22 protein-coding genes are annotated in these 25,474 nt (G+C 66.3%); 11 read left to right on the top strand and 11 right to left on the bottom strand.

What is annotated here, in order from left to right; all coding sequences use genetic code 11:
* The first annotated feature begins 19 nt into the window (after nt 1–19).
* Nucleotides 20–406, top strand: coding sequence for a VOC family protein (locus AC07O3_RS30405; protein WP_371127416.1), 387 nt, complete (start codon nt 20–22; stop codon nt 404–406).
* A gap of 114 nt (nt 407–520) precedes the next feature.
* Nucleotides 521–1,270, top strand: coding sequence for a TerC family protein (locus AC07O3_RS30400; protein ID WP_093081345.1), 750 nt, complete (start codon nt 521–523; stop codon nt 1,268–1,270).
* Between the two features lie 24 nt (nt 1,271–1,294).
* Here the strand turns inward: AC07O3_RS30400 and AC07O3_RS30395 are convergent, their stop codons facing one another.
* Nucleotides 1,295–2,194 (bottom strand): LysR family transcriptional regulator, encoded by a 900-nt coding sequence (locus AC07O3_RS30395; RefSeq protein ID WP_495341090.1) that lies wholly within the window; start codon nt 2,192–2,194, stop codon nt 1,295–1,297.
* Nucleotides 2,195–2,324: 130 nt separating this feature from the next.
* On the opposite strand from AC07O3_RS30395, the gene AC07O3_RS30390 reads away from it, so the two are divergent.
* From AC07O3_RS30390 to AC07O3_RS30380, 3 genes are all read left to right on the top strand, one after another.
* Nucleotides 2,325–3,977, top strand: coding sequence for a sensor histidine kinase (locus AC07O3_RS30390; RefSeq protein ID WP_495341089.1), 1,653 nt, complete (start codon nt 2,325–2,327; stop codon nt 3,975–3,977).
* Nucleotides 3,974–4,660: a response regulator transcription factor gene (locus tag AC07O3_RS30385; protein WP_093058870.1), complete on the top strand. Its 687-nt coding sequence runs from the start codon at nt 3,974–3,976 to the stop codon at nt 4,658–4,660. Before AC07O3_RS30390 ends, AC07O3_RS30385 begins: the two co-directional genes overlap by 4 nt.
* 175 nt (nt 4,661–4,835) lie before the next feature.
* A complete protein-coding gene (locus AC07O3_RS30380) occupies nt 4,836–5,321 on the top strand; it encodes an SgcJ/EcaC family oxidoreductase (RefSeq protein ID WP_093058869.1) in 486 nt (161 codons plus the stop codon).
* A gap of 28 nt (nt 5,322–5,349) precedes the next feature.
* Here AC07O3_RS30380 and AC07O3_RS30375 read toward each other — a convergent pair whose 3' ends face one another.
* Complete coding sequence (locus AC07O3_RS30375; protein WP_495341088.1) at nt 5,350–7,053, bottom strand: CehA/McbA family metallohydrolase domain-containing protein; 1,704 nt, start codon at nt 7,051–7,053, stop codon at nt 5,350–5,352.
* A gap of 167 nt (nt 7,054–7,220) precedes the next feature.
* Here AC07O3_RS30375 and AC07O3_RS30370 point away from each other — a divergent pair, with 167 nt between their 5' ends.
* The gene (locus AC07O3_RS30370) at nt 7,221–9,251 is read left to right on the top strand and encodes a putative bifunctional diguanylate cyclase/phosphodiesterase (protein WP_495341087.1); all 2,031 of its coding nucleotides are present in this window, start codon (nt 7,221–7,223) and stop codon (nt 9,249–9,251) included.
* 12 nt (nt 9,252–9,263) lie between these two features.
* Here AC07O3_RS30370 and AC07O3_RS30365 read toward each other — a convergent pair whose 3' ends face one another.
* Genes AC07O3_RS30365 through AC07O3_RS30350 form a run of 4 tightly spaced genes read right to left on the bottom strand, consistent with a single transcriptional unit; the run spans nt 9,264 to nt 13,928 of the window.
* A complete protein-coding gene (locus tag AC07O3_RS30365) occupies nt 9,264–10,490 on the bottom strand; it encodes a M20 family metallopeptidase (RefSeq protein WP_093058866.1) in 1,227 nt (408 codons plus the stop codon).
* Nucleotides 10,491–10,507: 17 nt separating this feature from the next.
* Nucleotides 10,508–12,286: a 2-oxo-4-hydroxy-4-carboxy-5-ureidoimidazoline decarboxylase gene (gene uraD / locus AC07O3_RS30360; protein ID WP_495341086.1), complete on the bottom strand. Its 1,779-nt coding sequence runs from the start codon at nt 12,284–12,286 to the stop codon at nt 10,508–10,510.
* Entirely contained in the window at nt 12,283–13,245 is a 963-nt protein-coding gene (gene puuE, locus AC07O3_RS30355) for an allantoinase PuuE (protein WP_097198491.1), read from the bottom strand. Before puuE ends, uraD begins: the two co-directional genes overlap by 4 nt.
* Before the next feature lie 8 nt (nt 13,246–13,253).
* Complete coding sequence (locus tag AC07O3_RS30350; RefSeq protein WP_093058863.1) at nt 13,254–13,928, bottom strand: GntR family transcriptional regulator; 675 nt, start codon at nt 13,926–13,928, stop codon at nt 13,254–13,256.
* A 74-nt stretch (nt 13,929–14,002) separates the two neighbouring features.
* Here AC07O3_RS30350 and uraH point away from each other — a divergent pair, with 74 nt between their 5' ends.
* Nucleotides 14,003–14,353: a hydroxyisourate hydrolase gene (gene uraH, locus AC07O3_RS30345; RefSeq protein ID WP_056519771.1), complete on the top strand. Its 351-nt coding sequence runs from the start codon at nt 14,003–14,005 to the stop codon at nt 14,351–14,353.
* 2 nt (nt 14,354–14,355) lie between these two features.
* Here the strand turns inward: uraH and AC07O3_RS30340 are convergent, their stop codons facing one another.
* Nucleotides 14,356–14,853, bottom strand: a complete 498-nt coding sequence (locus AC07O3_RS30340; RefSeq protein ID WP_093081362.1) for a hypothetical protein — start codon at nt 14,851–14,853, stop codon at nt 14,356–14,358.
* A gap of 56 nt (nt 14,854–14,909) precedes the next feature.
* Between AC07O3_RS30340 and xdhC the strand changes: the two genes are divergently transcribed.
* The 3 genes from xdhC to AC07O3_RS30325 all read left to right on the top strand — a co-directional run bounded on the left by xdhC (nt 14,910) and on the right by AC07O3_RS30325 (nt 18,561).
* Nucleotides 14,910–15,719, top strand: a complete 810-nt coding sequence (gene xdhC / locus AC07O3_RS30335) for a xanthine dehydrogenase accessory protein XdhC (protein WP_495341085.1) — start codon at nt 14,910–14,912, stop codon at nt 15,717–15,719.
* 218 nt (nt 15,720–15,937) lie between these two features.
* Nucleotides 15,938–17,143 (top strand): urate hydroxylase PuuD, encoded by a 1,206-nt coding sequence (locus tag AC07O3_RS30330; RefSeq protein WP_093058860.1) that lies wholly within the window; start codon nt 15,938–15,940, stop codon nt 17,141–17,143.
* 77 nt (nt 17,144–17,220) lie between these two features.
* Complete coding sequence (locus AC07O3_RS30325; protein WP_495341084.1) at nt 17,221–18,561, top strand: glycerate kinase type-2 family protein; 1,341 nt, start codon at nt 17,221–17,223, stop codon at nt 18,559–18,561.
* 6 nt (nt 18,562–18,567) lie between these two features.
* Here the strand turns inward: AC07O3_RS30325 and AC07O3_RS30320 are convergent, their stop codons facing one another.
* The gene (locus tag AC07O3_RS30320) at nt 18,568–19,155 is read right to left on the bottom strand and encodes an LURP-one-related family protein (protein ID WP_426389727.1); all 588 of its coding nucleotides are present in this window, start codon (nt 19,153–19,155) and stop codon (nt 18,568–18,570) included.
* A gap of 239 nt (nt 19,156–19,394) precedes the next feature.
* Here AC07O3_RS30320 and AC07O3_RS30315 point away from each other — a divergent pair, with 239 nt between their 5' ends.
* Complete coding sequence (locus AC07O3_RS30315; protein ID WP_093058857.1) at nt 19,395–20,837, top strand: NAD-dependent succinate-semialdehyde dehydrogenase; 1,443 nt, start codon at nt 19,395–19,397, stop codon at nt 20,835–20,837.
* A gap of 7 nt (nt 20,838–20,844) precedes the next feature.
* Here AC07O3_RS30315 and AC07O3_RS30310 read toward each other — a convergent pair whose 3' ends face one another.
* From AC07O3_RS30310 to AC07O3_RS30300, 3 genes are all read right to left on the bottom strand, one after another.
* Complete coding sequence (locus AC07O3_RS30310; RefSeq protein ID WP_093081370.1) at nt 20,845–21,561, bottom strand: MgtC/SapB family protein; 717 nt, start codon at nt 21,559–21,561, stop codon at nt 20,845–20,847.
* Between the two features lie 119 nt (nt 21,562–21,680).
* Nucleotides 21,681–24,449: a magnesium-translocating P-type ATPase gene (gene mgtA, locus AC07O3_RS30305; RefSeq protein ID WP_495341083.1), complete on the bottom strand. Its 2,769-nt coding sequence runs from the start codon at nt 24,447–24,449 to the stop codon at nt 21,681–21,683.
* A 215-nt stretch (nt 24,450–24,664) separates the two neighbouring features.
* Entirely contained in the window at nt 24,665–24,868 is a 204-nt protein-coding gene (locus AC07O3_RS30300) for a hypothetical protein (RefSeq protein WP_495341082.1), read from the bottom strand.
* Between the last annotated feature and the right edge of the window lie 606 nt (nt 24,869–25,474).

Genomic DNA, 25,474 nt, shown 5'->3' with positions numbered 1-25,474 from the left:
GTTTCATCTCGCGTTCCCCGTGCGCGACATCGCCGAAGCGCGCGCCTTCTACGGCGACCTGCTGGGATGCCCCGAAGGCCGCAGCGCGCCCGAATGGGTCGACTTCGATTTCTACGGCCATCAGATCGTGGCGCACCTGGCGCCAGACGAATGCGGCCACCACCAGAGCAGTTCGGTCGACGGTCACGACGTGCCGGTGCGTCACTTCGGCGCGATCGTTCCCATGGACCAATGGCAGGCCATGGCCGACAAGCTCATCGCCCGCCAGACCAAGTTCGTCATCGAGCCCTATATCCGGTTCAAGGGCGAGCCCGGCGAGCAGGCGACGATGTTCTTCCTGGACCCCTCCGGGAACGCCATCGAGATGAAGTCGTTCGCGGACCTGAGCTCGCTTTTCGCCCGCTGAACGGGCAATGGCCCATGGGTCGCGGGGGCGCTGGCGCCCTGTGCGTGCGCGCCTTTAAGATGCGCTCGCCCGCCGCGGTCGCCGACCGCGCGTTGACGCAACAGAGTCGCGCCCATGCTCCAACTTCTCTCCGATCCCCAGGTCTGGATCGCCTTCGCCACCCTGACCGCGCTTGAGCTGGTCCTCGGGATCGACAACATCATCTTCATCTCGATCCTGGTCGACAAGCTGCCGCTGGCCCAGCGGGAGTTCGCGCGGCGCATCGGCCTTTTCATGGCCATGTTCATGCGCATCGGCCTGCTGCTGGTGCTGGCATGGATCGTCGGGCTGGTGAAGCCGCTCTTCGTGGTGTTCGGCCAGGAGATCTCGGGCCGTGACCTGATCCTGATCCTGGGCGGGCTGTTCCTGATCTGGAAGAGCACGAGCGAGGTTCACCAGTCGCTTGAGGGCGAACACGAGCACAAGCAGAGCACGGCCAAGGCGACCTTCGCCTCGGTGATCCTGCAGATCATGCTCATCGACCTGGTGTTCTCGCTCGACTCGATCATCACCGCGGTCGGCATGGTGGACGACGTGCGCGTCATGATCGCGGCGGTGATCGCCTCGGTGCTGCTCATGATGCTGTTCGCCGGGCCGATCGGCCGCTTCGTCTCCAACCATCCCACCATCAAGATGCTGGCGCTGTCCTTCCTGGTGGTGGTGGGTGTCGTGCTGGTCGCCGAAGGCTTCGAGCATCACGTGCCCAAGGGGTATGTGTACTTCGCAATGGCTTTCTCGCTGAGCGTGGAAATGCTCAACATCCGCATGCGCAAGAAGTCGGCGAAGCCCGTGGTGCTGAATCCACCCCACATACCGGGCGATTGAGGGGCTGAGCCGGTCAAGTCGGCACTACGCCGAACGTCGGCGAGTCGGTGCCGTCGCGTCGACCGCATCGCGTAGGCATTGGGCGAAGTGCGCCACCACGGGCGGACTGGCCCGGGGCTTGCGATGAAGCAAGCCGATTTCGCGATGGAAAGTGAACTCGCCCAGCGAGACGATGCGCACTCCCGCAGGCATCGGAAGATGCGCCTCGACCAGCGGCACAAGCGCCACGCCCAGGCCCCTGGAGGCCAGATGAATCAACCCGGGGATCTCGTCGATCTCGATGGCGTCGTTGACCGCAAGGCCTTCCCGGCGAAGAAACGCCTCGACCATCCGCCCTCCGAACGAAGCCCTGTCGTAGCGAAGGAACGGCTGTTCCTGGATCAGCGCCCGCCAGTTCTTCGTTGCGGGAACGGCCTTGGGCACGACCAGCACAAAGGGCTCCTGCACCAATGCCTGCCACGTCAGGTCGGGAGGCATTCCGAAGGGCGGGCGGATGATCACGGCCGCATCGATCTTGCCGGCGTCCAGGTCGTCCATCAGGCGCATCGAGACGCCGGGCGACACATGGACGCGCACAAGGGGAAATGATTTGCGCAGCTGCTCGAGCGCGCGCGCCAGCAGAGTTGGTTGCGCCGACGCAATCGAACCGATGCGAAGGAGCCCCCGGGCGGCGTCGTCGTGAGGAAGTTCGCCGAGCTTGGCGAACAGGGCGCAGATTTCTTCTGCCCGCGGCAAGGTCGTCTGGCCCGCGACGTTCAAGGTGGCCGATCGGCCCGTCCGGTCGAAGAGCTCGAAGCCCAGGGCCTCTTCGAGCCGCTTCATCTGGCTGCTCACTGCCGATTGTGTGAGGCCGATGCGGTCGCCGGCTGCCGCGAAGGTGCCGAGCTTGCACACCGCAATGAAGGTCTTGAGTTCGTTGATCACGCCTGGAGCATCGCAAACATCGATGCTCGGGTCAATCGAGCTTCAACAGAAGTGATGGATGTCTGGCCGTCCAACGGGCATGGGCTATTCTTCGCACCCTTCCAAGCAGGTATCCGCCTCGCACCGATCGATGCCTTCCATCAAATTCCGCTCGCGGCTTTCGCTGGCCTTCGCGGCGCTCGTTGCGCTGGTCTGCGTGCAGGCAGCCTTCATCTACCTGGGCTCCGAGCGCGTCACCTTCTATGCGCAGCACAGCCGGTTGGCGAGCGACATCCAGTCCGACTTGCTGGAGCTGTCCGCCAACAAGCAGCGGCTGCGGGTCTGGGCCTCGCAGCGGCTGATGAATGGCGACGCACCCATCGAGTCGCGCGACCGCTGGCTGGCCGGCATGCGCTCCAGCGCAGCCAGCCTGCGGGACCTGACGCAGCGCGACCTGGCCTGGTGGACCACCGTGACCTCGGCGCGGGGCACACAGGTGCCCGAGGCGGTGACCCAGCTGGCGGCCAGCATCGACCTGCTCGATGCCAACATCGCCGCGGTCCAGGATCGCCTGCTGCAGCTCACGCCACTGCAGCCGGGAGCGGAGTTTTCATCGGTGTGGCGGCAGATCAACCAGGTGTTCGACGTGACGCGCGGGCGCGACCTGCGCGAACTCGTCAACGGCGCAATCGAGCGCCAGAAGCAGGCGGTGCCGGCCGCGCGCCTGGCCACCGAGCACGCGATCGAGGTGCTGCGCCTGCAGGCCATCGGCCTCGCTGTGTTGACCCTGGCAGCGGCGGTGCTGCTCGCCATTCGCCTGAACCGGCGGCTGCAGGCGCCCATCGCCAGCCTGCTGACCGGCACGCAGGCCTTGCAGGCGGGCCAGATGGACCATCGCATGGCGGTCGGCTCGGGTGACGAATTCGGCCAGGTGGCCGAGAACTTCAACGCCATGGCCGCCGAACTGCAGCAGCGCCGAAGCGATGCCGAAGCCGCGCGGCACAAGCTCGAAGAAGCAGTGGATGCGCGCACGGCCGAGTTGCAGACCGCGCACGTCACGCTGCAGAACATCGACCAGCGCCGCCGCCAGTTGTTTGCCGACCTGAGCCACGAGCTGCGCACGCCGGCCACCGCCATCCGCGGCGAGGCCGAGATCGCGCTGCGCGGCACCGACAAGCCGCTGGCCGAATACAAGGAAACGCTGTCGCGCATCGTCGGCGGCGTGGAGCAGCTCGCGCGGGTGATCGACGACCTGATGCTGATCGCGCGCGCCGAGGCCGATCAGCTCGTCATGCGGCAGGACCAGGTGGACCTCGGCCTGCTGGTCGGCGATGCCACCGAGCAGGCCGAGGCGCTGGGTGCGCTGCACGGCGTTGGGGTTCGCCTCGATGCCTCGCGCGACGCACAGCCAGGGCTGCTCTACGTGCATGCCGATGCCGACCGGCTGCGCCAGGCCTTGGTGATCGTGCTCGACAACGCGGTGCGCTATTCGCGCTCGGGCGGCGAGGTCCGCATCGGCTGGCGTGAAGTCGACGGATGCGCGGAGATCGCAGTGCGCGACAAGGGCATCGGCATCGACGCCGACGAGCTGCCCACGGTGTTCCAGCGCTTCACGCGCGGCCAGCGCGCGCGGGCTCATCGGGTCGACGGCACCGGCATCGGCCTGTCGATCGCGCAGGCCATCGTTGTCGCGCACGAAGGGCGCATCGACATAGACAGCGAACCGTTCGTGGGCACGACGGTTCGCATCCGGCTGCCGCGCTTTGATGGCGCAGCCAGCCCCACAACGCCGGAGGCCGCATGAACAACATCCTCGTGGTCGAAGACGATCCGCGCGTGGCCGACTTTCTGCAGCGCGGCCTGCGCGCCGAAGGCTATGGCGTGCAGCTGGCGCGCACTGGCACCGAGGGCCTGGCATTGGCGCGCGGCGGAGAGCCGGCGCTGCTCATCCTCGACCTGATGCTGCCCGGCATCAGCGGCCTGGAGCTCTGCCAGACGATGCGCGCCGAAGGCCATCATGTGCCGGTGCTGATGCTCACGGCCATGAGCTCGCTGGAGGACAAGGTCAACGGCCTGCGGCTGGGCGCGGACGACTATCTGACCAAGCCCTTCGCCTTCGAGGAACTGCTCGCGCGCATCGAGGCGCTGCTGCGGCGCGGACGCGAACAGCGCGTGAAAGCGAGCAGCCTGCAGGTGGCCGACCTCGTGCTGGACCGCGAACGCATGCAGGTCACGCGGGCCGGACAGCCGATTGCGCTGACGGCGAAGGAGCTGGCCTTCCTGGAGCTGCTGATGAGCGCGCCCGGCCGCGTCTACAGCCGCGAGCGCATCCTCTCGAACGTGTGGGGCACCAACGAGGATCCGCTGACCAATGTGGTCGACGTCTACGTGCGCCGCCTCAGGGCCAAGATCGACGAGGGCCACCCGCTCGCGCTGCTCAAGACCGTGCGCGGCTTCGGCTACCGGCTCGACGCGCAGGAGGCCTGAACAACTGGACGCCCGGGCGCGCGTTCATCCGTTGTTCATCTGCGCTTCAACCTGCGTTCATGGCCCGCCACGGGTCGTGTTCATCTCTGCGCCAGAGACTTGATTCCTGCCTCGCGAATGCGGTGCAGCGCCGGCAGACACCGGTGCTTCAACACTTTCACAACAAGGAATCTCCGTGAAGAAAAGTCTCGTCACCAGTGCCGCCCTCGGCGTTCTTTCTCTCACTCTCGCCACCGGTGCGCTGGCCCAGGGTTCGGGCGCCGTTGCTTGCGCGCCGACCAATGAAGCGCAGATCGGCGCGCTGTTCGACCGCTGGAACAACTCGCTGCGCACGCTGGACCCCGACAAGGTGGTCGCCAACTACGCACCCGACGGCGTGCTGCTGGCGACCGTGTCGAACCAGCCGCGCACCAACCCGGCGGAGATCCGCGACTACTTCGTCAAGTTCCTCAAGAGCGAGCCGCAAGGCACGATCGACAAGCGCATCGTCAAGATCGGCTGCAACGTGGCGCAGGACGTCGGCACCTACACCTTCCGCTTCAAGGATGGCGGCACGGTGCATGCCCGCTACACCTATGTCTACGAATGGGTGAACGGGCAGTGGCTGATCGCGCATCACCACTCGTCGGCGATGCCGGAGGCGCGCGCCGCGAAGAACTGATCGATGCGGGCGGGCTCCGGCTCGCTCGCTACAGCGCCGCGACCTTCACGAACACCGGGTTCGAGTAGAACCACAGGTCGCTGTAGTTGCGCACGTTGATCGCATTGAAGCGCGCCACGTTGTCGGTGCCGGTGGTCTGCGCATCGGGCAGCGGCTCACCGGCGGCGGTTTCGTTGGGCACGTCGGTGCCCAGGTTGGTGCCTCGCAGGCGGAAGTACTGGTTGTTGCCGGCCTTCACCGTGTAGCTCACAGAGAAGTAGCCGTCGGCATCGAGCTTCCAGTCGTTGCGGGTGAAGCGCTTGAGCACGCGCGTCGACGGGTTGGTGTCGCGCGCATAGCCCGGCGTGCCCGCCAGCTCGGGCCCGGTCACGTCGCCGCCGATCAGGTCGATGTGGTCGACCACCGGCTTCACGTTGGCGAAGTTGCCGCTGCCGAGCTGGTATTCGAAGTTGTTGCGCTCGGGGCTCTTGAAGCGGATGGTGATCTTCAGGTCTTCACCGGCCTTGGCCGTCACGTCCGAACCCATCTCGCCAGCACCTTTGGCGCTTTGCACCTTGAAGTCGAGCGCGTCGATCAGGCCGCCGTTCACAGCGAAGAGCTTGCCTGAGCGCAGGGCCGAGAGCAGCGACTTCGGATCCTTGACGTCGCCCCACAGGTGGTTCCTGGCGTATTCGCCCGGCGCGTAGCCGCTGCTGTACTGGCCTTGCGAGGTGGTGAAGTGGTAGTCGGAGTCGGCCACGTTCCAGATGTGGCGGCCTTCGGACAGCAGCGCGTCCCAGGTGCCGCCGAGCTTGGCGACGAGGTAGTCGACGCCGCCGTAGGTGCGCGAGGGCAGGTTGGCCGGAATGTAGGCGCTGTTGTAGCCGCCGCGGTCGGGCTCCATCTGGTTGCCGACCATGCCTTCGAGCGAGAACACGATGTTCGGTGCGAGGTCGTTCATCTCGCGCAGCTGGGCGATCGTGTACTTGCCGGGGTTGCGCGAAGGATGGTTGATCTGCAGGTAGCTGGTGTCGGGGTAGTTCTTCTTGAGCCAGGCGATAGCGGCGAGTGTCTCGGCGTGCGTGTCGTAGTTGACGCCGGCCTTCGGGCCCCAGGCGGTGACGTCGCCGGCCGGGAAGAGTGCGGCGGCCCGGTTGGTGAAGAGGTATTCGAACTGGCTCGCGGCCTTGAGCGCGGCATCCGACATGGGGTTGTCGGTCAGGATGCCGACGTTGCCGTGGTCGTGCGAGGGCATGTCCCATTCGAAGGACGCGAAGATCGTCTTGTCGGCATATTTGCCGCCGGCCTGCAGCGCCTTGATGCGCGGCACCTGGTACTTGGCCATGCCTTCCGAGAACGGAATCTGCGCCGGCAGCTTGGTGCCGTTGTTGTCGTAGGAGGACAGGCGCAGGTGATCGGACAGCGCCGCCCAGTCGAGCCCGAACTGGTCGAAGGCCTTGGCCAGCACCTGGTCGAGCGTGGAAATCTGCTGCGTGTCGTCCGACTGGATCGTGTGGATGTGCAGGTCGCCCACGGTCCAGCGGCCTGGCGGCACCGACGGGCCTGGATCGGCCGCGGGAGCGGGTGCGGGCGCGACGGCCGCCGGGGTGCTGGGCGCCACGGGGAAGAAGGCCGGGCCGCTGGAGTCTCCGCCGCCGCAGCCGGCCAGCATGAGCGTGCCGATGGCGAGGGTGGAGAACAGCGTGCGGCGGAACGGGAGGGGCGTCGAGAGGGTGGTCGGAAGAATGAACATGGCGGTCTGAAAAAAATGACGCGCACCTGAAGTGCGCGTGTCGAAGGAAGTCGCCGAGTCTCGAATGGCGCGATGACGCTTCGATGAAAGCAGAACGAAAGTTCGTTGTTTTCGCGCCAGCAACCGGGCCGCCGGAGGGCTTGCCCTCTATAAACTGTGCCCCTTCCATGATCCCCAGCGCGCCCGTCCCCCTGCCCACCGCATCCATCGACGATGGGGTGCTGTCGCGCATGGTGCGCACCGACCAGCTCGTGACGGTGCGCCGCAGCGTTCTCTCGGCCATTCCGATCAGCGTGGTGCTGAGCTTCACCGCGGCGCTGGTCGCCCTCAATGCCGGCCGCGCGTTCGAAGGAATGAGCTGGCTGCTGCTGTCGCTCATGGTGAACGGGATGCGCAGCTACATCTGCCGCTGGCCGTTCGCGCCTTCGCCCGGTGCCGAGCCCGGCAGTGATGTCCTGACCTCGCCTGACGGCCGCCCGGTCGAATGGCACCTGCGCATTGCTGCGGTCCTGGCTGCGGTGTCGGGCTGTGTGTGGGCCCTCATTCCGTTTCTGTGCGACGGCTACTCATCGCCGCAAGCGGTGTTCTATCTCACGGTGGTGTGCGGCATCTGCGCGGGGGCCGTCACCTATGGCATTGCCTATGCGCTCGTGCCCATCAGCTTCATCACGCCGGCGCTGCTGTCGGTGGTCGGTTGCCTTGTCTATGCAGGCGGCTTCGACAACCTGAGCCTGGCGGCGATGGTGCTGCTGTACCTCGCGGCACTGGTGCGCGGTGCGCTGCACAGCGACAGGACCTTCCGCGAAGGAAGCCGCCTGCGCAACGAAGCCACCGCCATGGCCGCACAGCTGCGGCTGGTGCACGCGCTGTCGCTGGACGCCACGCAGCAGCTGGCCTTCCGGGCCTCGCACGATTCGCTCACCGGCCTGCTCAACCGCGAAGGTTTCACCGAGGCGGCGACGCTGCACATCGCCGCACCCGGCGGCGGCCAGCACGGCCTGCTGCTGCTGGACCTCGACGGCTTCAAGGCGGTGAACGATGCCTTCGGCCACAAGGTCGGCGACCGCGTGCTGCAGGACGTGGCCCGCTGGCTGCAGCGGGAGACCGCCGACATGCAGGCCGTGCTCGGCCGCTGGGGCGGCGACGAGTTCGCGGTGCTCTACAGCCTGCAGGACGAGCGGCAGGCGCCCACGGCGATTGCGCAGGCGCTGATCCGTTCGATCTCCTTCGCCACTGCGCACTACGGCGGCCACCTGGGCGTGAGCATCGGCATCTCAGTCTCGGGCGAGGCCGAGATTGCCGACATGATCAGCTTTGCCGACGAGGCCGTCTACGAGGCCAAGCGCACCGGGCGCAACCGCTACCAGGTCTTCGACAAGGCGCTCAACCAGCGGCTGGCCACGCGCCGGGACGTGGAGCGCGACCTGCTCCATGCCATAGAGGCGCGCGACATCGGTGTGTGGTACCAGCCGATCATGAACAGCGACGGCCGGGAAGTTCACAGCCTCGAGGCATTGATGCGCTGGAACCATCCGCGCCACGGCCACATTGCCCCTGAAGAGGTGATCTACGCGGCAGCGAGCACCGGCGTGGCCGAGCCGCTGCTGCGGCATCTGGTCGACGAGGTCTGCCTGGGCATGCGCCAGCTGGAGGCCGTAGGCTCCAGCCTGGCCGCCGTGCCGGTTGCCATCAATGTCTCGCCGCGCGAGATGGCGCAGCTGGCGGTCGACGACATCGTGCTCGGCATGCTGAAGGCGCGCGGCGTGGCACCGCGCCGGCTGCAGATCGAGATCACGGAAGAGGTGGCGCTCGACACCCATGCCACGCGCAGCCGGCTGAGCGCGCTGTCGGCCGCGGGCGTGGCAATCGTGGTCGACGACTTCGGCGTGGGTTATTCGTCGCTGGCGTCGCTGCGCAGCGAGTACGTGCGCCAGGTGAAGATCGACCGCAGTTTCATTCTCGACCTGTCGTCCTCGCCGGGCAACGTGGTGCTGGTGGACGCCATCGTCCAGCTCGGCCGCTCGCTGAACATCCAGGTGGTTGCCGAAGGCGTGGAAACGCAGGACGAGCTCGATGCCCTGCACGCGATAGGTTGCCGGCTGGTGCAGGGCTACCACCTGGCGCGGCCCGCGCCGCTGCCCGAGGTGATGGCGTGGGCCGCGGCGCGCTCGGCGCCCGCGGCCGTCAAGGTCATCTGAGCCGGATCAGGATCAGGCCAGCAGGTCGCTGAGCGTGCGCGCGATCACCTTGGTGGCGCGGCGCAGGTCTTCGAGCACCACGCGCTCGTCGCTGCGCTTGGCGTGCGATTCGAGCACCGTGCGCGGGCCGGCGCCGTAGATCACGCCGGGAATGCCGGCTTCGACGTACAGGCGCACGTCGGTGTACAGCGGCGTGCCCATGGCCTTGATGGGCTCGCCGAACAGTTCGCCGCCGTGCTTCTGGATCGCATCGACCAGCGGCTTGTTGCCGGCCAGCGGCTTCATCGAATTGGCGAGCAGCAGGCGCTTGATCTCGACCGTGATGCCCGCGCTCTCGGCGGCGGCATCGGCAATCACCTTGCGGATGGCGGCTTCGACCTCGACCGGGTTCTCTTCGGGAATCATGCGGCGGTCGAGCTTGAACACGACCTTGCCGGGGACCACGTTGGTGTTGGTGCCGCCCTCGATACGGCCGACGTTGAGGTACGGGTGCGTGATGCCCTCGACCTTCGACGTGACCTGCTGGTAGAGCGTGTTCTGCGCATACAGCGCGTTGAGGATCTTCACGGCGCCTTGCAGCGCGTCGATGCCGGTGGCCGGCACGGCGGCGTGGGCCATCTTGCCGTGCACCGTCACTTCCATCTGCAGGCAGCCGTTGTGCGCGGTGACCACTTCGTAGCTGAAGCCGGCCGCGATCATCAGGTCGGGCTTGGTCAGGCCCTTGTCGAGCAGCCAGCCCGGGCCGAGGATGCCGCCGAACTCTTCGTCGTAGGTGAAGTGCAGCTCGACGCTGCCCTTGGTCGGCTTGGCCACTGCTTCGAGCGCACGCAGCGCGAAGGTGAAGCTTGCGAAGTCGCTCTTGCTGACTGCTGCTGCACGGCCGTAGAGACTGCCGTCAGCGATCTCGCCGCCATACGGGTCGTGCGTCCAGCCTTCGCCGGGGGGCACCACGTCGCCGTGGGCGTTCAGCGCCACGGTGCGGCCTTCGTTGCCGTACTTGCGGCGCACGATCAGGTTGGTGATCGATTCGAGGCCGTAGTCCTTCACTTCCTGTGCGGGCACGGCGTGTTTTTCGGCGTCGAGGCCGAAGTCTTTCAGCAGCTCGGCGGTGCGCTCGGCGTGCGGCGCGTTGTTGCCCGGTGGCGTGTCTGTGGGCACCTGCACGAGTTGCTGCAGGAATTGCACTTCCTCGTCGAAGTGGGCGTCGATCCAGGCGTCGAGCTTGGCGTAGTCGGTCATGGTTGTTCTTCTGTGAATCAGTGGGCTTGTTCGGCGGTGAGGTTTTCCAGAAGCAGCTGGAAGGCCTGTACAGCGAGCTGGATGTCGTCGTTGGTGCTCGATTCGAGCGGGTTGTGGCTGATGCCCGAGTTGATGCCGCGCACGAACAGCATGGCCTGCGGCATCACCTCGTGCAGCTTCATCGCGTCGTGGCCGGCGCCGCTGGGCATGCGAAAGAGCGGAATGCCCAGCGCGTCGACGGCCTTTTCCCAGCGCTGCTGCCAGGCGGGTGCGCTGGGCGCGGCGGCGGCGCGCATGGTTTCTTCGAGCTCGTAGCGCACGCCGCGGCGCTCGCAGATGTCCTTCAGTGCGTTGACCACGTCGGTGGCCAGCGCGTCGCGCTGCGCGTTGTTGGGCGCGCGCAGGTCGAGGCTGAATTTGCAGCGGCCCGGCACCACGTTGATGGAACCGCTGGGCACTTCGAGCATGCCGACGGTGCCGACCGAGTCGCCGTCTTTGGCGGCGCGCTGCTCGGTGTAGAGAATCAGCTCGGCCACGGCGGCCGCGGCGTCGCGGCGGCGGTCCATGGGCGTGGTGCCGGCGTGGCTGGCCATGCCGATCACTTCGCCCACGTAGCGCACGCTGCCGTTGATGGAGGTGACGATGCCCAGCGGCAGGTCGAGCTCGGTGAGCACCGGGCCTTGCTCGATGTGCACTTCGACGAAGCCGAGGTAGCGCGCCGGGTCGCGCTGGATCTTCGGGATGTCTTCTTCCTTCAGGCCCGCATGCTGCATGGCCTCGCGCATGGTGATGCCGTCGGCATCCTTCTGGTCGAGCCAGCGCTGGTCGAAGTGGCCGATGAGCGCGCCCGAGCCGAGGAAGGTCGCCTTGTAGCGCTGGCCTTCCTCTTCGGCGAAGCCCACCACCTCGAAGGCGAAGGGCAGGCGCTTGTTCTGCCGCTTGAGTTCGCGCACGCAGGCCATCGGCACGAAGATGCCCAGGCGGCCGTCGTACTTGCCGCCGTTACGCACGGTGTCGTAGTGCGAGCCGGTGAGCAGGGTCTTGGCGCCGGGCGTCGCGCCTTCATAGCGGCCCACCACGTTGCCGACTGCGTCGATGTGCACCGAGTCGAAGCCCACGTCGCGCATCAGCGCGCTGATCTGCGCGGCGCAGGCGCGGTGCGCATCGGTCAGGTAGGTGACGGTGAGCTGGCCCTTCTCGGCATAGCCCGGATCGGTGTGCACCGAGAGCTGTTCCTGCCAGTCCCACACATCGTTGCCGAGCGTGACGTCGGCGGCGAACTTGTCGTCGAGGCGAATCTCCGCAATGCGATGGATGTTGCGCAGCGCCTCGCCGAGTTCGAAGTCGGGGTGGTTGTAGAGCCGGCGCGCGAAGGTGTCGATGATCTCGCGCTTGGCCAGCCCCGTGCCGCGCGGGCCGCGCACCGCGAGGATGAACGGAAAGCCGAACTTCGCGTTGTAGTCGGCGTTGAGCTGCTGGATCTTTGCGAACTCCTCGGGCGTGCAGTCGGTCAGGCCGGCCTTGCTCTGCTCGTTGGTCGATTCGGCCGTCAGCGTCTTGCTGACCATGGCCTTGCCGGCGAGTTCGGGGTGGGCGCGGATCAGGCCGATCTGCTCGTCGGCCGACGAAGCGGCCAGCGCCTGCACGAGCGCATGCTTGAGGTGCGCGAGCGAGCGGAACGGGCGAGCGGCCAGGGCGCGCTGAGCGATCCAGGGCGAGTGCTCGTAGATGCCGTCGAGCAGCGCGACGGCGGCGGCCGGCACCGCGGCGTTGAGTTGGGCGATGGTGAGGCTCATGATGCGGCTCCGGCTTCAAAGGGGTGCGCCTGCTTCCAGTGGCGCGCGATGTCGACGCGCCGGCAGACCCACACGCGGTCGTGTTGTGCGATGTGATCGAGAAAACGCTGCAGCGCCGTGATGCGGCCCGGCCGCCCGAGCAGGCGGCAGTGCATGCCGATGCTCATCATCTTCGGGCTGTTGTCGCCGTTCGGGTCGCCTTCGGCATACAGCGCGTCGAAGGTGTCCTTCATGTACTGGAAGAACGGGTCGGCGTGCGAATAGCCCTGCGGCAGCGCGAAGCGCATGTCGTTGCAGTCGAGCGTGTAGGGCACGATGAGCTGCGGCACCACGGTGCCGTCGGTCTTTTGCACCTTCATCCAGAAGGGCAGGTCGTCGCCGTAGTAGTCGCTGTCGTATTCGAAGCCGCCGTAGTCGGCCACGAGGCGGCGCGTGCGCGGGCTGTCGCGGCCGGTGTACCAGCCCAGGGCGCGTTCGCCGGTGAGCTTTTCAATGGCTTCCATGCCCAGGCGCATGTGTTCGCGCTCGGTGGCTTCGTCGAGGTTCTGGTAGTGGATCCAGCGCCAGCCGTGGCAGGCGATCTCGTGGCCCAGCTCTTTAAAGGCGGCGGTCAGCTCGGGGTAGCGCTCAAGTGCCATGCCCACGCCGAAGACGGTCAGCGGCAGGCCGCGTTTTTCGAACTCGCGCAGGATGCGCCACACGCCGGCACGCGAGCCGTACTCGTAGATGCCTTCCATGCTGATGTGCCGGTCGGGAAAGCTCGCCGGGTTGAACATCTCGGAGAGGAACTGCTCGGAGCCCGCGTCGCCGTGCAGCGTGGCGTTCTCGCCGCCTTCTTCGTAGTTGAGGACGAACTGCACCGCGACGCGCGCACCGCCCGGCCATTGGGCGTGGGGCGGGTTGCGGCCGTAGCCGACGAGGTCGCGCGGGTAGGGCAGGGTAGTGTCGTAGACGGTCATGGTTTGGATCAGGACAGCGCGAGGGAGATGTCGTTGGTGGGCACCTTGCGGTCGAACGTGAGATTGGCCTCGACGTGCTCCAGGTGTTCGGTCATGAGGCGCACGGCGCGCTCTTCGTCGCGCGCGGCCAGCGCCTTCACGATGTCGGCGTGCTCGTCGTTGGAGTGCTCGGCCGCGCTGGCGCTCTGGTACATCAGCGTGATGAGGGCGCAGCGCGAGATGAGTTCGCCCAGGATCTGCGCCAGCACCTGGTTGCCCATGAGCTCGGCCATGCGCACGTGGAAGTCGCCGAGCAGCTCGGTGCGGCCCGAGATGTCTTCGCCCGACACGGCTGATTTTTCGAGCGCAACGTGCTCCTTCAGCGCCTTGATCTTGGCGGGCGTGACGGTGCGCACGAACTCGCGCGTCATCTCGGCTTCGAGCATGCGGCGCACGGCGAACACCTGCTTGGCCTCGTCGACGGCCGGTGCGGCCACGAAGGCGCCGCGTGCGGGCTCGAGGCGTATGAGCTTGTTCTGCGACAGCTGGAACAGCGCCTGGCGCACCAGCGTGCGCGAGACGCCGAAATGATCGGCCAGCTTCTGCTCGGCCAGCTTGGTGCCGGGCTGAAGCCGGTGCTCGACGATGGCCTTCGTGAGGGCATCGACGATCGAACGGGTGGTGGAGGACTCCATGTTTTTCATGATAGACCCAAAGCCGGTAACTGTATACACTTTTGTCCACCGGAATTTCCCGCACCCATTTCAAGGAGCGCCCCATGGGCCTGAGCACTCACGTACTGGACACGATGCATGGCGGTCCCGCAGCCGGCATGGAGGTCGCGCTGTTCACCACCGACGGCGACGCCGCGACGCTGGTGAAGCGCTTCACGCTGAATTCGGACGGCCGCAGCGACGGCCCGCTGTACGACAACAACTCGCTGAAGGCCGGCACCTACCGGCTGGTGTTCGACGTGGCGGGTTACTTCAAGGCTCGCGGCGTCAAGCTGCCGGAGCCCAATTTCCTGAACAAGGTGTCGCTGGATTTCGGCGTGGCGCACACCGACCAGCACTATCACGTGCCCCTGCTCGTCAGTCCGTGGAGCTACTCCACGTACCGGGGCTCCTGAGGTCAGTCGCCTTGTTGCTGGCCTTCTGTCAGGGTGTCGAGCTGGAAGCGCCCGCTCTTGTCCCACAGCCAGGTGTCGGTCCACGTGACCGCTCCGAGGCGCGTGGCGGCGGGGAAGGGCGCGGCCTGCAGCACGGCACGCTCGATCTCGGCGATCACTTCGGGCGCATGCTGGGGCGCGCGCAACCAGTGCATCGACACCACCTTGCCACCCGCATCCAGGTTCACCTGCAGCGTACCGACCGCATAGAGCATCGGCGGCAATTGCCCGCCGTAGATGCGCGAGCGGTTGATCTCGTAGATGTGGCGCGCCGCATCGCGGCGGTAGTCGCGCGCCGTGGCGGCGTTCGATGCACGAGGCACCCGGCCGGATGCGCTGGAAGGGGAGGCGCTGCTCAACTGGCCGGGCACGGCACCAGGGCTGCCGCAGCCGGCCAGCCAGAGGGCGGAAAGAACGGAAGCAGCAAGTGCAAGGCGGCGGGGCGTAAGCTGGCGATTCATCGCCGGGTTTATACCGTGAGTCTTCACGGGCCAGGCAACCGAAGGTATCGACAACGATGAGCGGTGCGGTCGATCAACTGCTGGCACGTCTTCGCCACGAAGACGCGGTGCTGGTGCGCGTCGAATCGACGCAGGGCTCGGCGCCGCGCGAGGCCGGCACCTGGATGGCGGTGTGGGCCGATGCGCTCACGGCCACCATCGGCGGCGGGCAGCTCGAATTCCAGGCCACGAAGGAAGCACGCGAAATGCTGGCTGGCTCGCGCAAGCCCTTCGATGGCATCCAGCGCTACCCGCTGGGCCCGAGCCTGGGACAGTGCTGCGGCGGCGTGATGTTCCTGTCGTACGAGCGCATCACGGCCGCTGATGCGCCAAGGCTGCAGCGCGAACTGGTCGCGCAACTCAAGCCCGTGGCGCTGTTCGGCGGCGGCCACGTGGGCGCCGCACTGGCACGGCTGCTGGCTGCGCTGCCGTTTGCGGTGCGCTGGGTCGACAGCCGCGACGGCGTGTTTCCCGACGAATTGCCCGCGCAGATCGACACCGAACATTCAGAACCCGTGCAGGACGCCGTGGCCGCGCTGGTGCCGGGCAGCCGCGTGCTCATCATGAGCTTCAGCCATGCCGAAGACCTGGACATCGTCATCGCCTGCCTGAAGCGCCTGCGCGAGCGCAACGACCTGCCCTACGTCGGCCTGATCGGCAGCAAGACCAAGTGGGCCACTTTCAGCCATCGGCTCGAGGCGCGGGGCTTCACGGCCGACGAACTGGCCCGCATCACCTGCCCGATCGGCGTGCCCGGCATCACGGGCAAGGAGCCCGAGGTGATCGCCGTGGCGGTGGCGGCACAGTTGTTGCAATCGCTGGGCTGAACAGGGTTTTCCCGGCGGCCACGCCCTAAAAAACAACCCCGTCCCTTGCCAAAACTGTATACACTTTCGGTCCACAACAAGCCGCAGCGGAGCGAGGCCCATTTTTTCATGGAGCCTGCGTTCGCGGCACTTTCTCTGCTTACAGCGCCCGCGGTGGTGAGCAGGCTGAAACCCCTCCTTGGTGCCCCCACGCGCCAATCGGGTTGAGAGAGAAGCATATGGAAAGTTATTACCTCGACTGGGCCAACCTGCTGCTGCGCTGGGTCCACGTCATCACCGCCATCGCCTGGATCGGCGCTTCCTTCTACTTCGTGATGCTGGACAACAGCCTCGAGAAGCCGCAGGACCAGGAATCGCTCGACAAGGGCGTGGGCGGCGAGCAATGGGCCGTGCACGGCGGCGGCTTCTACAACATGCAGAAGTACGCGCTGGCGCCCAAGAAGCTGCCGGACCACCTGCACTGGTCTTACTGGGAGAGCTATTCGACCTGGATCACGGGTTTCACGCTCTTCACCATGTCGTACCTGTGGAACGCGAGCACGTACCTCATCGACAAGTCGAAGATGGACTGGCAGCCCGGCGCCGCCATTGCCGTGGCGCTGGCCTTCTTCGTGGTGTTCTGGATGGTGTACGACGGCATCTGCCAGATCTTCGGCCGGCGCAAGCACGGCGACACCATCGTCGGCGTGCTGATCGCCATCTTCATCGCCTTCGCGACCTGGCTGGCCTGCCAGTGGTTCGCGGGCCGCGCGGCCTTCTTGCTGGTGGGCGCCATGATGGCCACGACCATGAGCGGCAACGTGTTCTTCTGGATCATTCCCGGCCAGCGCAAGAACGTGGCGGCGCTGCGCGAAGGCAAGCCGGTGGACCCGGTGCATGGCCAGCGCGGCAAGCAGCGCAGCGTGCACAACACCTACTTCACGCTGCCGGTGCTGTTCGCGATGCTGAGCAACCACTACAGCTTTACGTACACGCACAAGTACAACTGGATCGTGTTGCTGCTGATCATGCTCGGCGGCGCGGCCATTCGTCAGTTCTTCGTGGTGCGGCACCGCTTCAAGCTGGGCAATGCGGGCAACCCGCTGCCCTATGCGCTGGTCGGCATCGTGGTGCTGGGCCTGACCATCGTCTGGATGAAGCCTGAACCCGTGGCGGCGCCGGCGGTGGCTGCCGCTGCGCCTGCCGTGCCGTTCAAGGACGTGCAGAAGGTGCTCGAACAGCGCTGCTTCATGTGCCACGGCGCGGCCGTTCAGATGAAGAACGTGCGCGTCGATTCGCCGGAGCAAGTGGCCGCGCATTCGCAGGCGATCTACCAGCAGGTGGTGGTCACGAAGATCATGCCGATGAACAACGCGACGGGCATCACCGACGAAGAGCGGGCCCTCATCAGCCGATGGTTCCAGGCTGGCGCAAAGACCAACTAGACAGACAGAAGTTGACCGGCGGCAAGAGGGCGGGTCACGGTCCGCAGCACAATCGCCGGATTGGAGACAAAGCAGCAATGACCGCATCGAACCCCGCCTTCGGCCCCGCTCCCGATCCGCGCGAAGCCCCGCGCGCCTTCCTCGAACATCTCTACCGTGTGGCGGTGGACCGCGCGCTGCCGCTGTCCACGCTGGGCGCCCATCTGCCGCCGCCGCCCAAGGGCCGTACGCTGGTGCTGGGCGCAGGCAAGGCCGGCGGCTCGATGGTGCAGGCGCTCGAGGCCCTGTGGCCGGCCGATGCGCCGCTGTCGGGGCTTGTCGTCACGCGTTACGACCACATTCCGCCGCGGCCCGAAGGCGTGCCGCAGCGCATCGAGATCGTCGAGGCCGCACACCCCGTGCCCGACGCAGCAGGCCAGCAGGCCGCCGAGCGCATCCTCGCGCTGACGCAGGGCCTCACGGCCGACGACCTTGTGCTGTGCCTGATCTCGGGTGGCGGTTCGTCGCTGCTGGTGTTGCCGGCTGAAGGCCTGACGTTGGCCGACAAGCAGCGCATCAACAAGCAACTGCTCGAAAGCGGCGCAGGCATCGGCGAGATGAACTGCGTGCGCAAGCACCTGTCGCGCATCAAGGGTGGCCGGCTGGCGGCGGCATGCGCGCCGGCCCGCGTGGTGACGCTGACGATCAGCGACGTGCCAGGCGACGACGCAGCCGTCATCGCCAGCGGCCCGACGGTGCCCGACGCCACCACCTGCGCCGATGCGCTCGCCATCCTCGACCGCTATGGCATCGAAGTGCCGGCGCCGGTGCGCGCGCAACTCGAAAGCGGTGAACTCGAAACGCCCAAGCCGCACGACGCCGTGTTCAAGGGCCACGAGACGCACATGATCGCCACGCCGCAGCAGTCGCTCGAAGCCGCGGCCAGGGCTGCGCGCGAGGCTGGCATCGAGGCGCACATCCTCAGCGACGAAATGGAAGGCGAATCGCGCGAAGTCGGCAAGGTGCACGCTGCGCTGGCGCGAGCGGTGGCGCACCGCGGCGAGCCGTTCGCGCGGCCCTGCGTGATTCTTTCGGGCGGCGAGACCACGGTGACGATCCGCCCACGCCAGCCGGGCCAGGCCAAAGGCCGCGGCGGGCGGGCCGGCGAGTTCTGCATGGGGCTGGCCGGTGCGCTCATGGGCCAGCCGCGGGTGTGGGCGCTCGCCGCCGACACCGACGGCATCGACGGTGTGGAAGACAACGCGGGCGCCTTCGTCACGCCCGACACGCTGGCGCGCGCCACCGCTGCCGGGAAGAAGCTGTCGGACCACCTCGACCGCAATGACGCCTATGGCTACTTCGACGCCATCGGCGATCTGTTCGTGACCGGCCCGACCCACACCAACGTCAACGACTTCCGCGCGCTGCTGGTGCTGTAAGGAGCTTTACTCCTTCAGCACCATGTCGATGCACATCACCGCCGCCACGATCAGCAGGCGGCGGGCATCGTTGGCCGGCACGCCCGGGTCGATCGACAGCATGTAGTTGTCGGCGGTGGTGAAGAGTTCCTTGCCCAGCCCCGCCCATTTCTTGGACACGGCGGCGAACTCGGTGCTGCCCTGTACGAAGCGGAAATCCCAGCTGGTCCACTTGCCCTTGAGCGTGCAGGCAATCTGCTCCTGAGCGTCGAGCACGTCGAACTTGCCGCCGATGGAAAAGAGCTTCTGCTTGAACGAACCGACGACCTGGTCGTTGCCGTCGAGCACCTGCACCTTCGACAGGAAGATGGACACGCCGCGCTTGACCGACAGCACCTTCTGCCCTTCGGGCGTCGACACCACCACGTCGAATGGCGTGAAGCGCTTGTAGTCGGTGAAGCGCAGCAGCTTGCTGAAGAAGCCGAGGTTCGGCTCACGGCACTCCAGAATTTTCTGTTGCGAATTCGGGTCGAAGATGTCGTAGTTGTTGGCGGCCTTGAAGATGCCGACGTGTTCCTTGATGAAAAACAGGTTGTTGCGCAGCGCTGCGTGCATGGATTTCCCTCGTCCTCTGTGTGTTTGTGTGACGGGGATTATGTTCGGCGCGCATGACGACCCCGTTCCTCGCCCGTGACCGCCGGCGGGCGAGGTTTGTGAACTCGGGTTAATCTATGCCCCCGGCGGCCTGTGGCTGCCGTTGAAGCCGGCGCATCCTTTCGGGTGCAGAGCCGCACAGCACCTCCAGAATTCCCCATTCTTCTTTTCATCATCCAGTCCCCGAAGGAAAGTTCGCCATGACCGCCACCTACACCGACACCCGCCTGCTGATCGACAACGAATGGGTCGACGCCACCGGCGGCAAGACGCTGGACGTCGTGAACCCCGCCACCGGCAAGGCCATCGGCAAGGTGGCTCACGCCAGCATCGCCGACCTCGACCGCGCCCTGGCCGCCGCACAACGCGGTTTCGAGACCTGGCGCAATACCCCTGCCAACGAGCGCGCCGCCGTCATGCGCCGCGCCGCCGGCCTCATCCGCGAACGCGCCCCCGAAATCGCCAAGCTTCTGACGCAAGAGCAGGGCAAGCCGCTGGCCGAAGCCAAGGGCGAAACGCTGGCTGCCGCTGACATCATCGAATGGTTCGCCGACGAAGGCCGCCGCGTCTACGGCCGCATCGTGCCCTCGCGCAACCTGGCCGCACAGCAGCTCGTGCTGAAGGAGCCGCTGGGCCCCGTCGCCGCGTTCACGCCGTGGAACTTCCCGATCAACCAGATCGTGCGCAAGCTCGGCGCTGCGCTGGCCACCGGCTGCTCGTTCCTGGTGAAGGCCCCTGAAGAAACCCCGGCATCGCCCGCTGCGCTGCTGCAGGCTTTTGTCGATGCAGGCATTCCGCCCGGCACCGTGGGCCTGGTGTTCGGCAACCCCGCTGAAATCTCGAACTACCTGATCGCCCACCCGATCATCCGCAAGGTCACCTTCACCGGCTCGACCCCGGTCGGCAAGCAACTCGCCGCGCTGGCCGGTTCGCACATGAAGCGCGTGACGATGGAACTGGGCGGTCACGCTCCGGTGATCGTGGCCGAAGACGCCGACGTGGCGCTGGCCGTCAAGGCAGCGGGCGCGGCCAAGTTCCGTAATGCGGGCCAGGTCTGCATCTCGCCGACCCGCTTCCTGGTGCACAACAGCCTGCGCGAAGAATTCGCCCGTACGCTGGTCAAGTACACCGAAGGCCTGAAGCTCGGCGACGGCCTCGCCGAAGGCACGACCATCGGCCCGCTGGCCAACGCCCGCCGCCTCACGGCCATGGCCCATGTGCTGGAAGACGCGCGCAAGAAGGGCGCCACCGTGGCGGCTGGCGGCGAACGCGTGGGCGACACCGGCAACTTTTTCGCCCCCACCGTGCTGACCGACGTGCCGCTGGACGCCGACGTGTTCAACAACGAACCCTTCGGCCCCATCGCCGCCATCCGCGGCTTCGACAAGCTCGAAGAAGCGATTGCAGAAGCCAACCGCCTGCCCTTCGGCCTGGCCGGCTATGCCTTCACCAAGTCGATCAAGAACGCGCACCTGCTGAGCCAGAAGCTTGAACTGGGCATGCTGTGGATCAACCAGCCCGCCACGCCGTCGCCCGAAATGCCGTTCGGCGGTGTGAAGGATTCGGGCTACGGTTCGGAAGGCGGCCCCGAAGCGCTCGAGGCCTACCTGAACACCAAGGCCGTTTCGATCCTCGGCGTTTGATCGGCGCTTAGTCTTCGGCGGAGGCGTTCCAGAACGCCTGCTGCACGCCGTCGAGCGCTTCGAGCTCGGCAATCACCTGGTCGAGCTCCAGCGGCTCGACTGCGGTGGCGTACAGCGTCGCTTCGATTTCCGTGTCGGCCGGCCCGAAGGCGTGCTGGTCGACGTCGCGCACCGGGTAGTTCGCGGCTTCCAGGAGCAGCAGCAACTGGTCCATTACCTCGGGCCGTGCCGCGCGCGAGCAGATCACGCGCACCGCATAGGTCGCCTCGCTCGATTCTTCGCTGATCGGGCGACGGTTGATCCGATTGACCACCGGCCGCAGCAGCGTGTTGCTGGCCAGCACGAACAGCGCGGCGATCATCGCCTCGCCCAGCAGATCGGCACCCGCGCAGGCGCCCACCGCCGCCGACCCCCACAGCGTGGCCGCCGTGTTCAGGCCCGTGATGTTGGCGCCTTCCTTCATGATCGCGCCCGCGCCCAGGAACCCGATGCCCGAGACCACGTAGGCCACCACGTGCACAGCCCCGTCCTGGCCGTGCAGCCGATTGGCCATATCGACGAACACCGCCGCACCCACGGCCACCAGCGTGTTGGTGCGCAGGCCCGCGGTGCGCTGTCGTATCTGCCGCTCGAGGCCGATCAGCGAGCCGAGGACGAACGCGGCCGCGACGCTGATGAAAGTGTCGAGCAGCGAGAGCAGGTTGATGTTCTGGATGGCTTGCATCGAAAGGTTCTTTCTTGTCGGTAGGCCCCGCATCGGGAGCCAGGGCATATTTGACGTCGCCAGGATGAAACCTTGTTGGCGAGTTGCTCGGGGCACTAGTTGATCGGCGAGCATTCATCTCACTGCCACCCATACCGCCGCGCATACCACCCCTTCACCGCCTGCGTCAGCACTGCATAGCCGACCAGCATGGCGACAAGCCAGGGGAAGTACATCAACGGCAGCGCCTGCAGCTTGAAGTAGTGCGCCAGCGGCCCCATCGGCAGCCAGATGCCCACCGCCGCAATCGCCGCACCCATGATCAGCAGCGGCCATGCCGCGCGGCTTTGCAGGAAAGGAATCTTGCGCGTGCGGATCAGATGCACGATCAGCGTCTGCGACAGCAGGCCCTCGACGAACCATCCCGACTGGAACAGCGTCTGGTGGCCCACCGTGTTGGCCGCGAAGACGAACCACATCACTGCGAACGTGAGGATGTCGAACACCGAGCTCAGCGGGCCGAAGAACACCATGAAGCGCCCCAGGTCCGCCGGGTTCCAGCGCTGCGGGCTCTTGAGGAACTCTTCGTCCACGTTGTCGAACGGAATCGCGATCTGCGACACGTCGTACAGCAGGTTCTGCACCAGCAGGTGCAGCGGCAGCATCGGCAGGAACGGAAGGAACGCGCTCGCCACCAGCACCGAGAACACATTGCCGAAGTTCGAACTGGCAGTGAGCTTGATGTACTTGAGCATGTTCGCAAAAGTGCGGCGCCCCTGGATCACGCCTTGCTCCAGCACCATCAGGCTCTTCTCCAGCAGGATGATGTCGGCCGACTCCTTGGCCACGTCCACCGCGCCGTCCACCGAGATGCCGATGTCCGCGGCGCGCAGCGCGGGCGCGTCGTTGATGCCGTCGCCCATGAAGCCCACCACATGGCCATTGGCATGCAGCGCGTGCACGATGCGCTCCTTGTGGGCAGGCGTGAGCTTGGCGAACACCTGGTGCGCTTCGACCACCAGGCGCAGGTCCGCATCGGCCATGTCCTCGATCTCTCGGCCGAGCACGATGCGGCCGACTTCCAGTCCCACGTCGGCGCAGACCTTGCGCGTGACCAGTTCGTTGTCGCCCGTCAGCACCTTCACGGCCACGCCGTGCTCGGCCAGCGCGCGCAATGCGGGCGCGGTCGATTCCTTCGGCGGATCGAGGAAGGCGACGTAGCCCAAGAGCGTGAGCCCCGATTCGTCGGCCACGCCATAGGCCGCCTTCTGCGCCTCGGCCTTCAGCGAACGGCTGGCCACGGCCACCACACGCAGGCCCTGGGCATTGAGCTCCGACGCCACGCGATGGATGCGCGCCAGCACCTCCGCATCGAGCGCCAGCACTTCAGCGCCACGCTCGACCGAGGTGCATACCGACAGAATCTCTTCCAGCGCACCCTTGCAGATCAGCAGGTGCTCGCTGCCGCCATTGGCCACTACCACCGACATGCGCCGGCGCGAGAAATCGAAGGGCACTTCGTCGATCTTGCGATAGGCCGTCTGCAGACGCGTTTCGAGTTGCAGCTCGGCATGGCTCAGCACGGCTTTGTCGAGCAGGTTCTTCAGACCCGTCTGGTGAAAGCTGTTGAGGTAGGCCAGCTGCAACACGTGGTCCGAGCCTTCGCCCCAGGCGTTGGTGTGGCGCTCGAGCACGATGCGATCCTGCGTCAGGGTGCCGGTCTTGTCGGTGCACAGCACGTCCATGGCGCCGAAGTTGTGAATGGCCTCGAGCCGCTTCACGATCACCTTCTGGCGCGACATCACGACCGCGCCTTTCGCCAGCGTGGCCGTCACGATCATCGGCAGCATCTCGGGCGTGAGGCCGACCGCGATAGACAGCGCGAACAGCGCCGCCTCCCACCAGTCGCCCTTGGCAACGCCATTGATCACCAGCACCAGCGGCGCCATCACCAGCATGAAGCGGATCAGCACCCAGCTCACGCGGTTGATGCCTGCCTGGAACGCGCTGGTGCCGCGATCGGCGGCTGTCACGCGTTGCGCCAGCGCACCGAAGAATGTGCGATCGCCCGTGTGCACGATGAGCGCGGTAGCGGTGCCGCTGATCACGTTGGTGCCCATGAAGAGCAGGTTCTCGCGTTCGAGCACGCCCGCCGCGTGGTCACCGCGATCGACGACGAATTTTTCCACCGGCATGGCCTCGCCCGTCAGCGCGGACTGGCTGATGAACAGGTCCTTGGCGGTGAGCAGTCGGCAATCGGCCGGGATCATGTCGCCGGCCGACAGCGCGATCACCTCGCCCGGCACCAGGTCGCGCATCGGCACTTCGACGCGCACCGTACCGGCGTGCGTGGTGTCGAAGCCCTCGTCGCCAGCGGCACCCGCCTTGTAGCCCGGCGCGGGCCGCAGCACGGTGGAGGTGTTGCTCACCATGGCCTTGAGCCGGTCGGCCGCCTTGTTGGAGCGCGACTCCTGCAGGAAGCGCAGCACCGTCGACAGCACCACCATGCTGCCGATCACGAGCGTGGCCTTCATGTCCTCGGTGACATAGGAGACCAGCGCCAGCACCGTCAGCAGCAGGTTGAACGGATTGCGGTAGCACTGCCACAGGTGCTGCCACCAGGGCAGCGGCTGCTCGTGGCGAACCTCGTTGCTGCCGAGGCGCTTGCGCAGCACTTGCGCATGGCCTTCGCTGAGGCCGCGCGGCGAACTGTTGAGCTTGAGCAGCATCTCGCCGGCATCGGTGCGCGAGGCGGCGCCCAGTGCCTTCGCGATGTCGGGCGGCATGCTGACGGAGGAGCCGGTGCCGACGGGCTTCGAGCCCAGCAGCGTCTGCCAGCGCTCGAAGTGATGCAGCATGTGGCGGCTGCGCAGGAAGCTTTCGAAGAAAGACTTCAGGACGTTTTTCATGGGGTTCTCCTTCGGGGCAGCCGCCGCCCGCCCAGGGAGAACCTCCGGGCATCAATCAGCCAGGAGCAACCCTTTGCGAAGCGCGGCGGCGGGCCGCGTTGTTGTTGGTGCAATCGATCGAAGCGAAGGGGGCGCGCTACGGCGCAAATGAGAGGCTGGGTCCATCGTGTGCTCCCGGGTTGCTTGCAGGTTGAAAGAAGGGTTCGGAGCGCGGCTCAGCGGCGAGGCGCGCAGGCCGGCTGGAGCACCAGGAAGCTGCGGATGCGGCGCGTTGTCCAGAGCGCCGCGGCCTGGTCGAGCGAGGCATCGATGACGGGCGCGGCGTCAACTGCCGCAGGGTCACGGACAGGCGCGTGCGCCGACGGGCGAACGCGCTGCTGCTGTTCGTGCGGCTGACGACGAAGATGAAAGTGACGCATGACAAGGCTCCTTCGCAGTGAAGGGCCTCGTGCACGGACGCACGCAAGCTGACTGAAAAAGTCAGCGACGAAACGACGGGAATCGGGAGGAGGGGAACCGCTTGCCGATGAGGCAAGAGGGCCACGCTGTGTGCACACCGGCACGCAGCGCGGGAGAAGCCTGCGCTAGAGAGCCGGGTGTGTCACGCCTGCCGAGGCACGCGTCTTGTCACTGATCCAACTGGCACTGTCCACGCACGGGGCTCCGAAATGAAGATGCAGGATTGTTGCACTGCGGCACGAACAGCGTCAACCCTTTTGGCCATGTCCCTCGATGCAAGCATGGTAGTTATCGCCTCACTGTTGCGGTTACGTCCCGCTTGTGCGGGCACCTGAGACGGTCGTGCAAACTGCGCGCCCTCACTTCACAGAACACCCGCGCTGACTTCATGCTGAATTCACTTCGCCTGAGCACACTGGCTTCGACAGCAGACGGCGCTGGTAGAGGCGAGGGAGGAATAAAACCGCTCAGGGAAGTGCCTCGATGCCGACTGCTGTCACCTTTCACGGTCTGCAGGACCATCAGACCAGATCGCTCGGGCGTGAAAAAGCCCGCTCGAAGCGGGC

It is taken from the genome of Variovorax sp. GW821-FHT09D05, assembly GCF_059416325.1.
The sequence above is the reverse complement of the archived record's forward strand: the minus strand, read 5'-3'. Positions and strand labels throughout refer to the sequence as shown.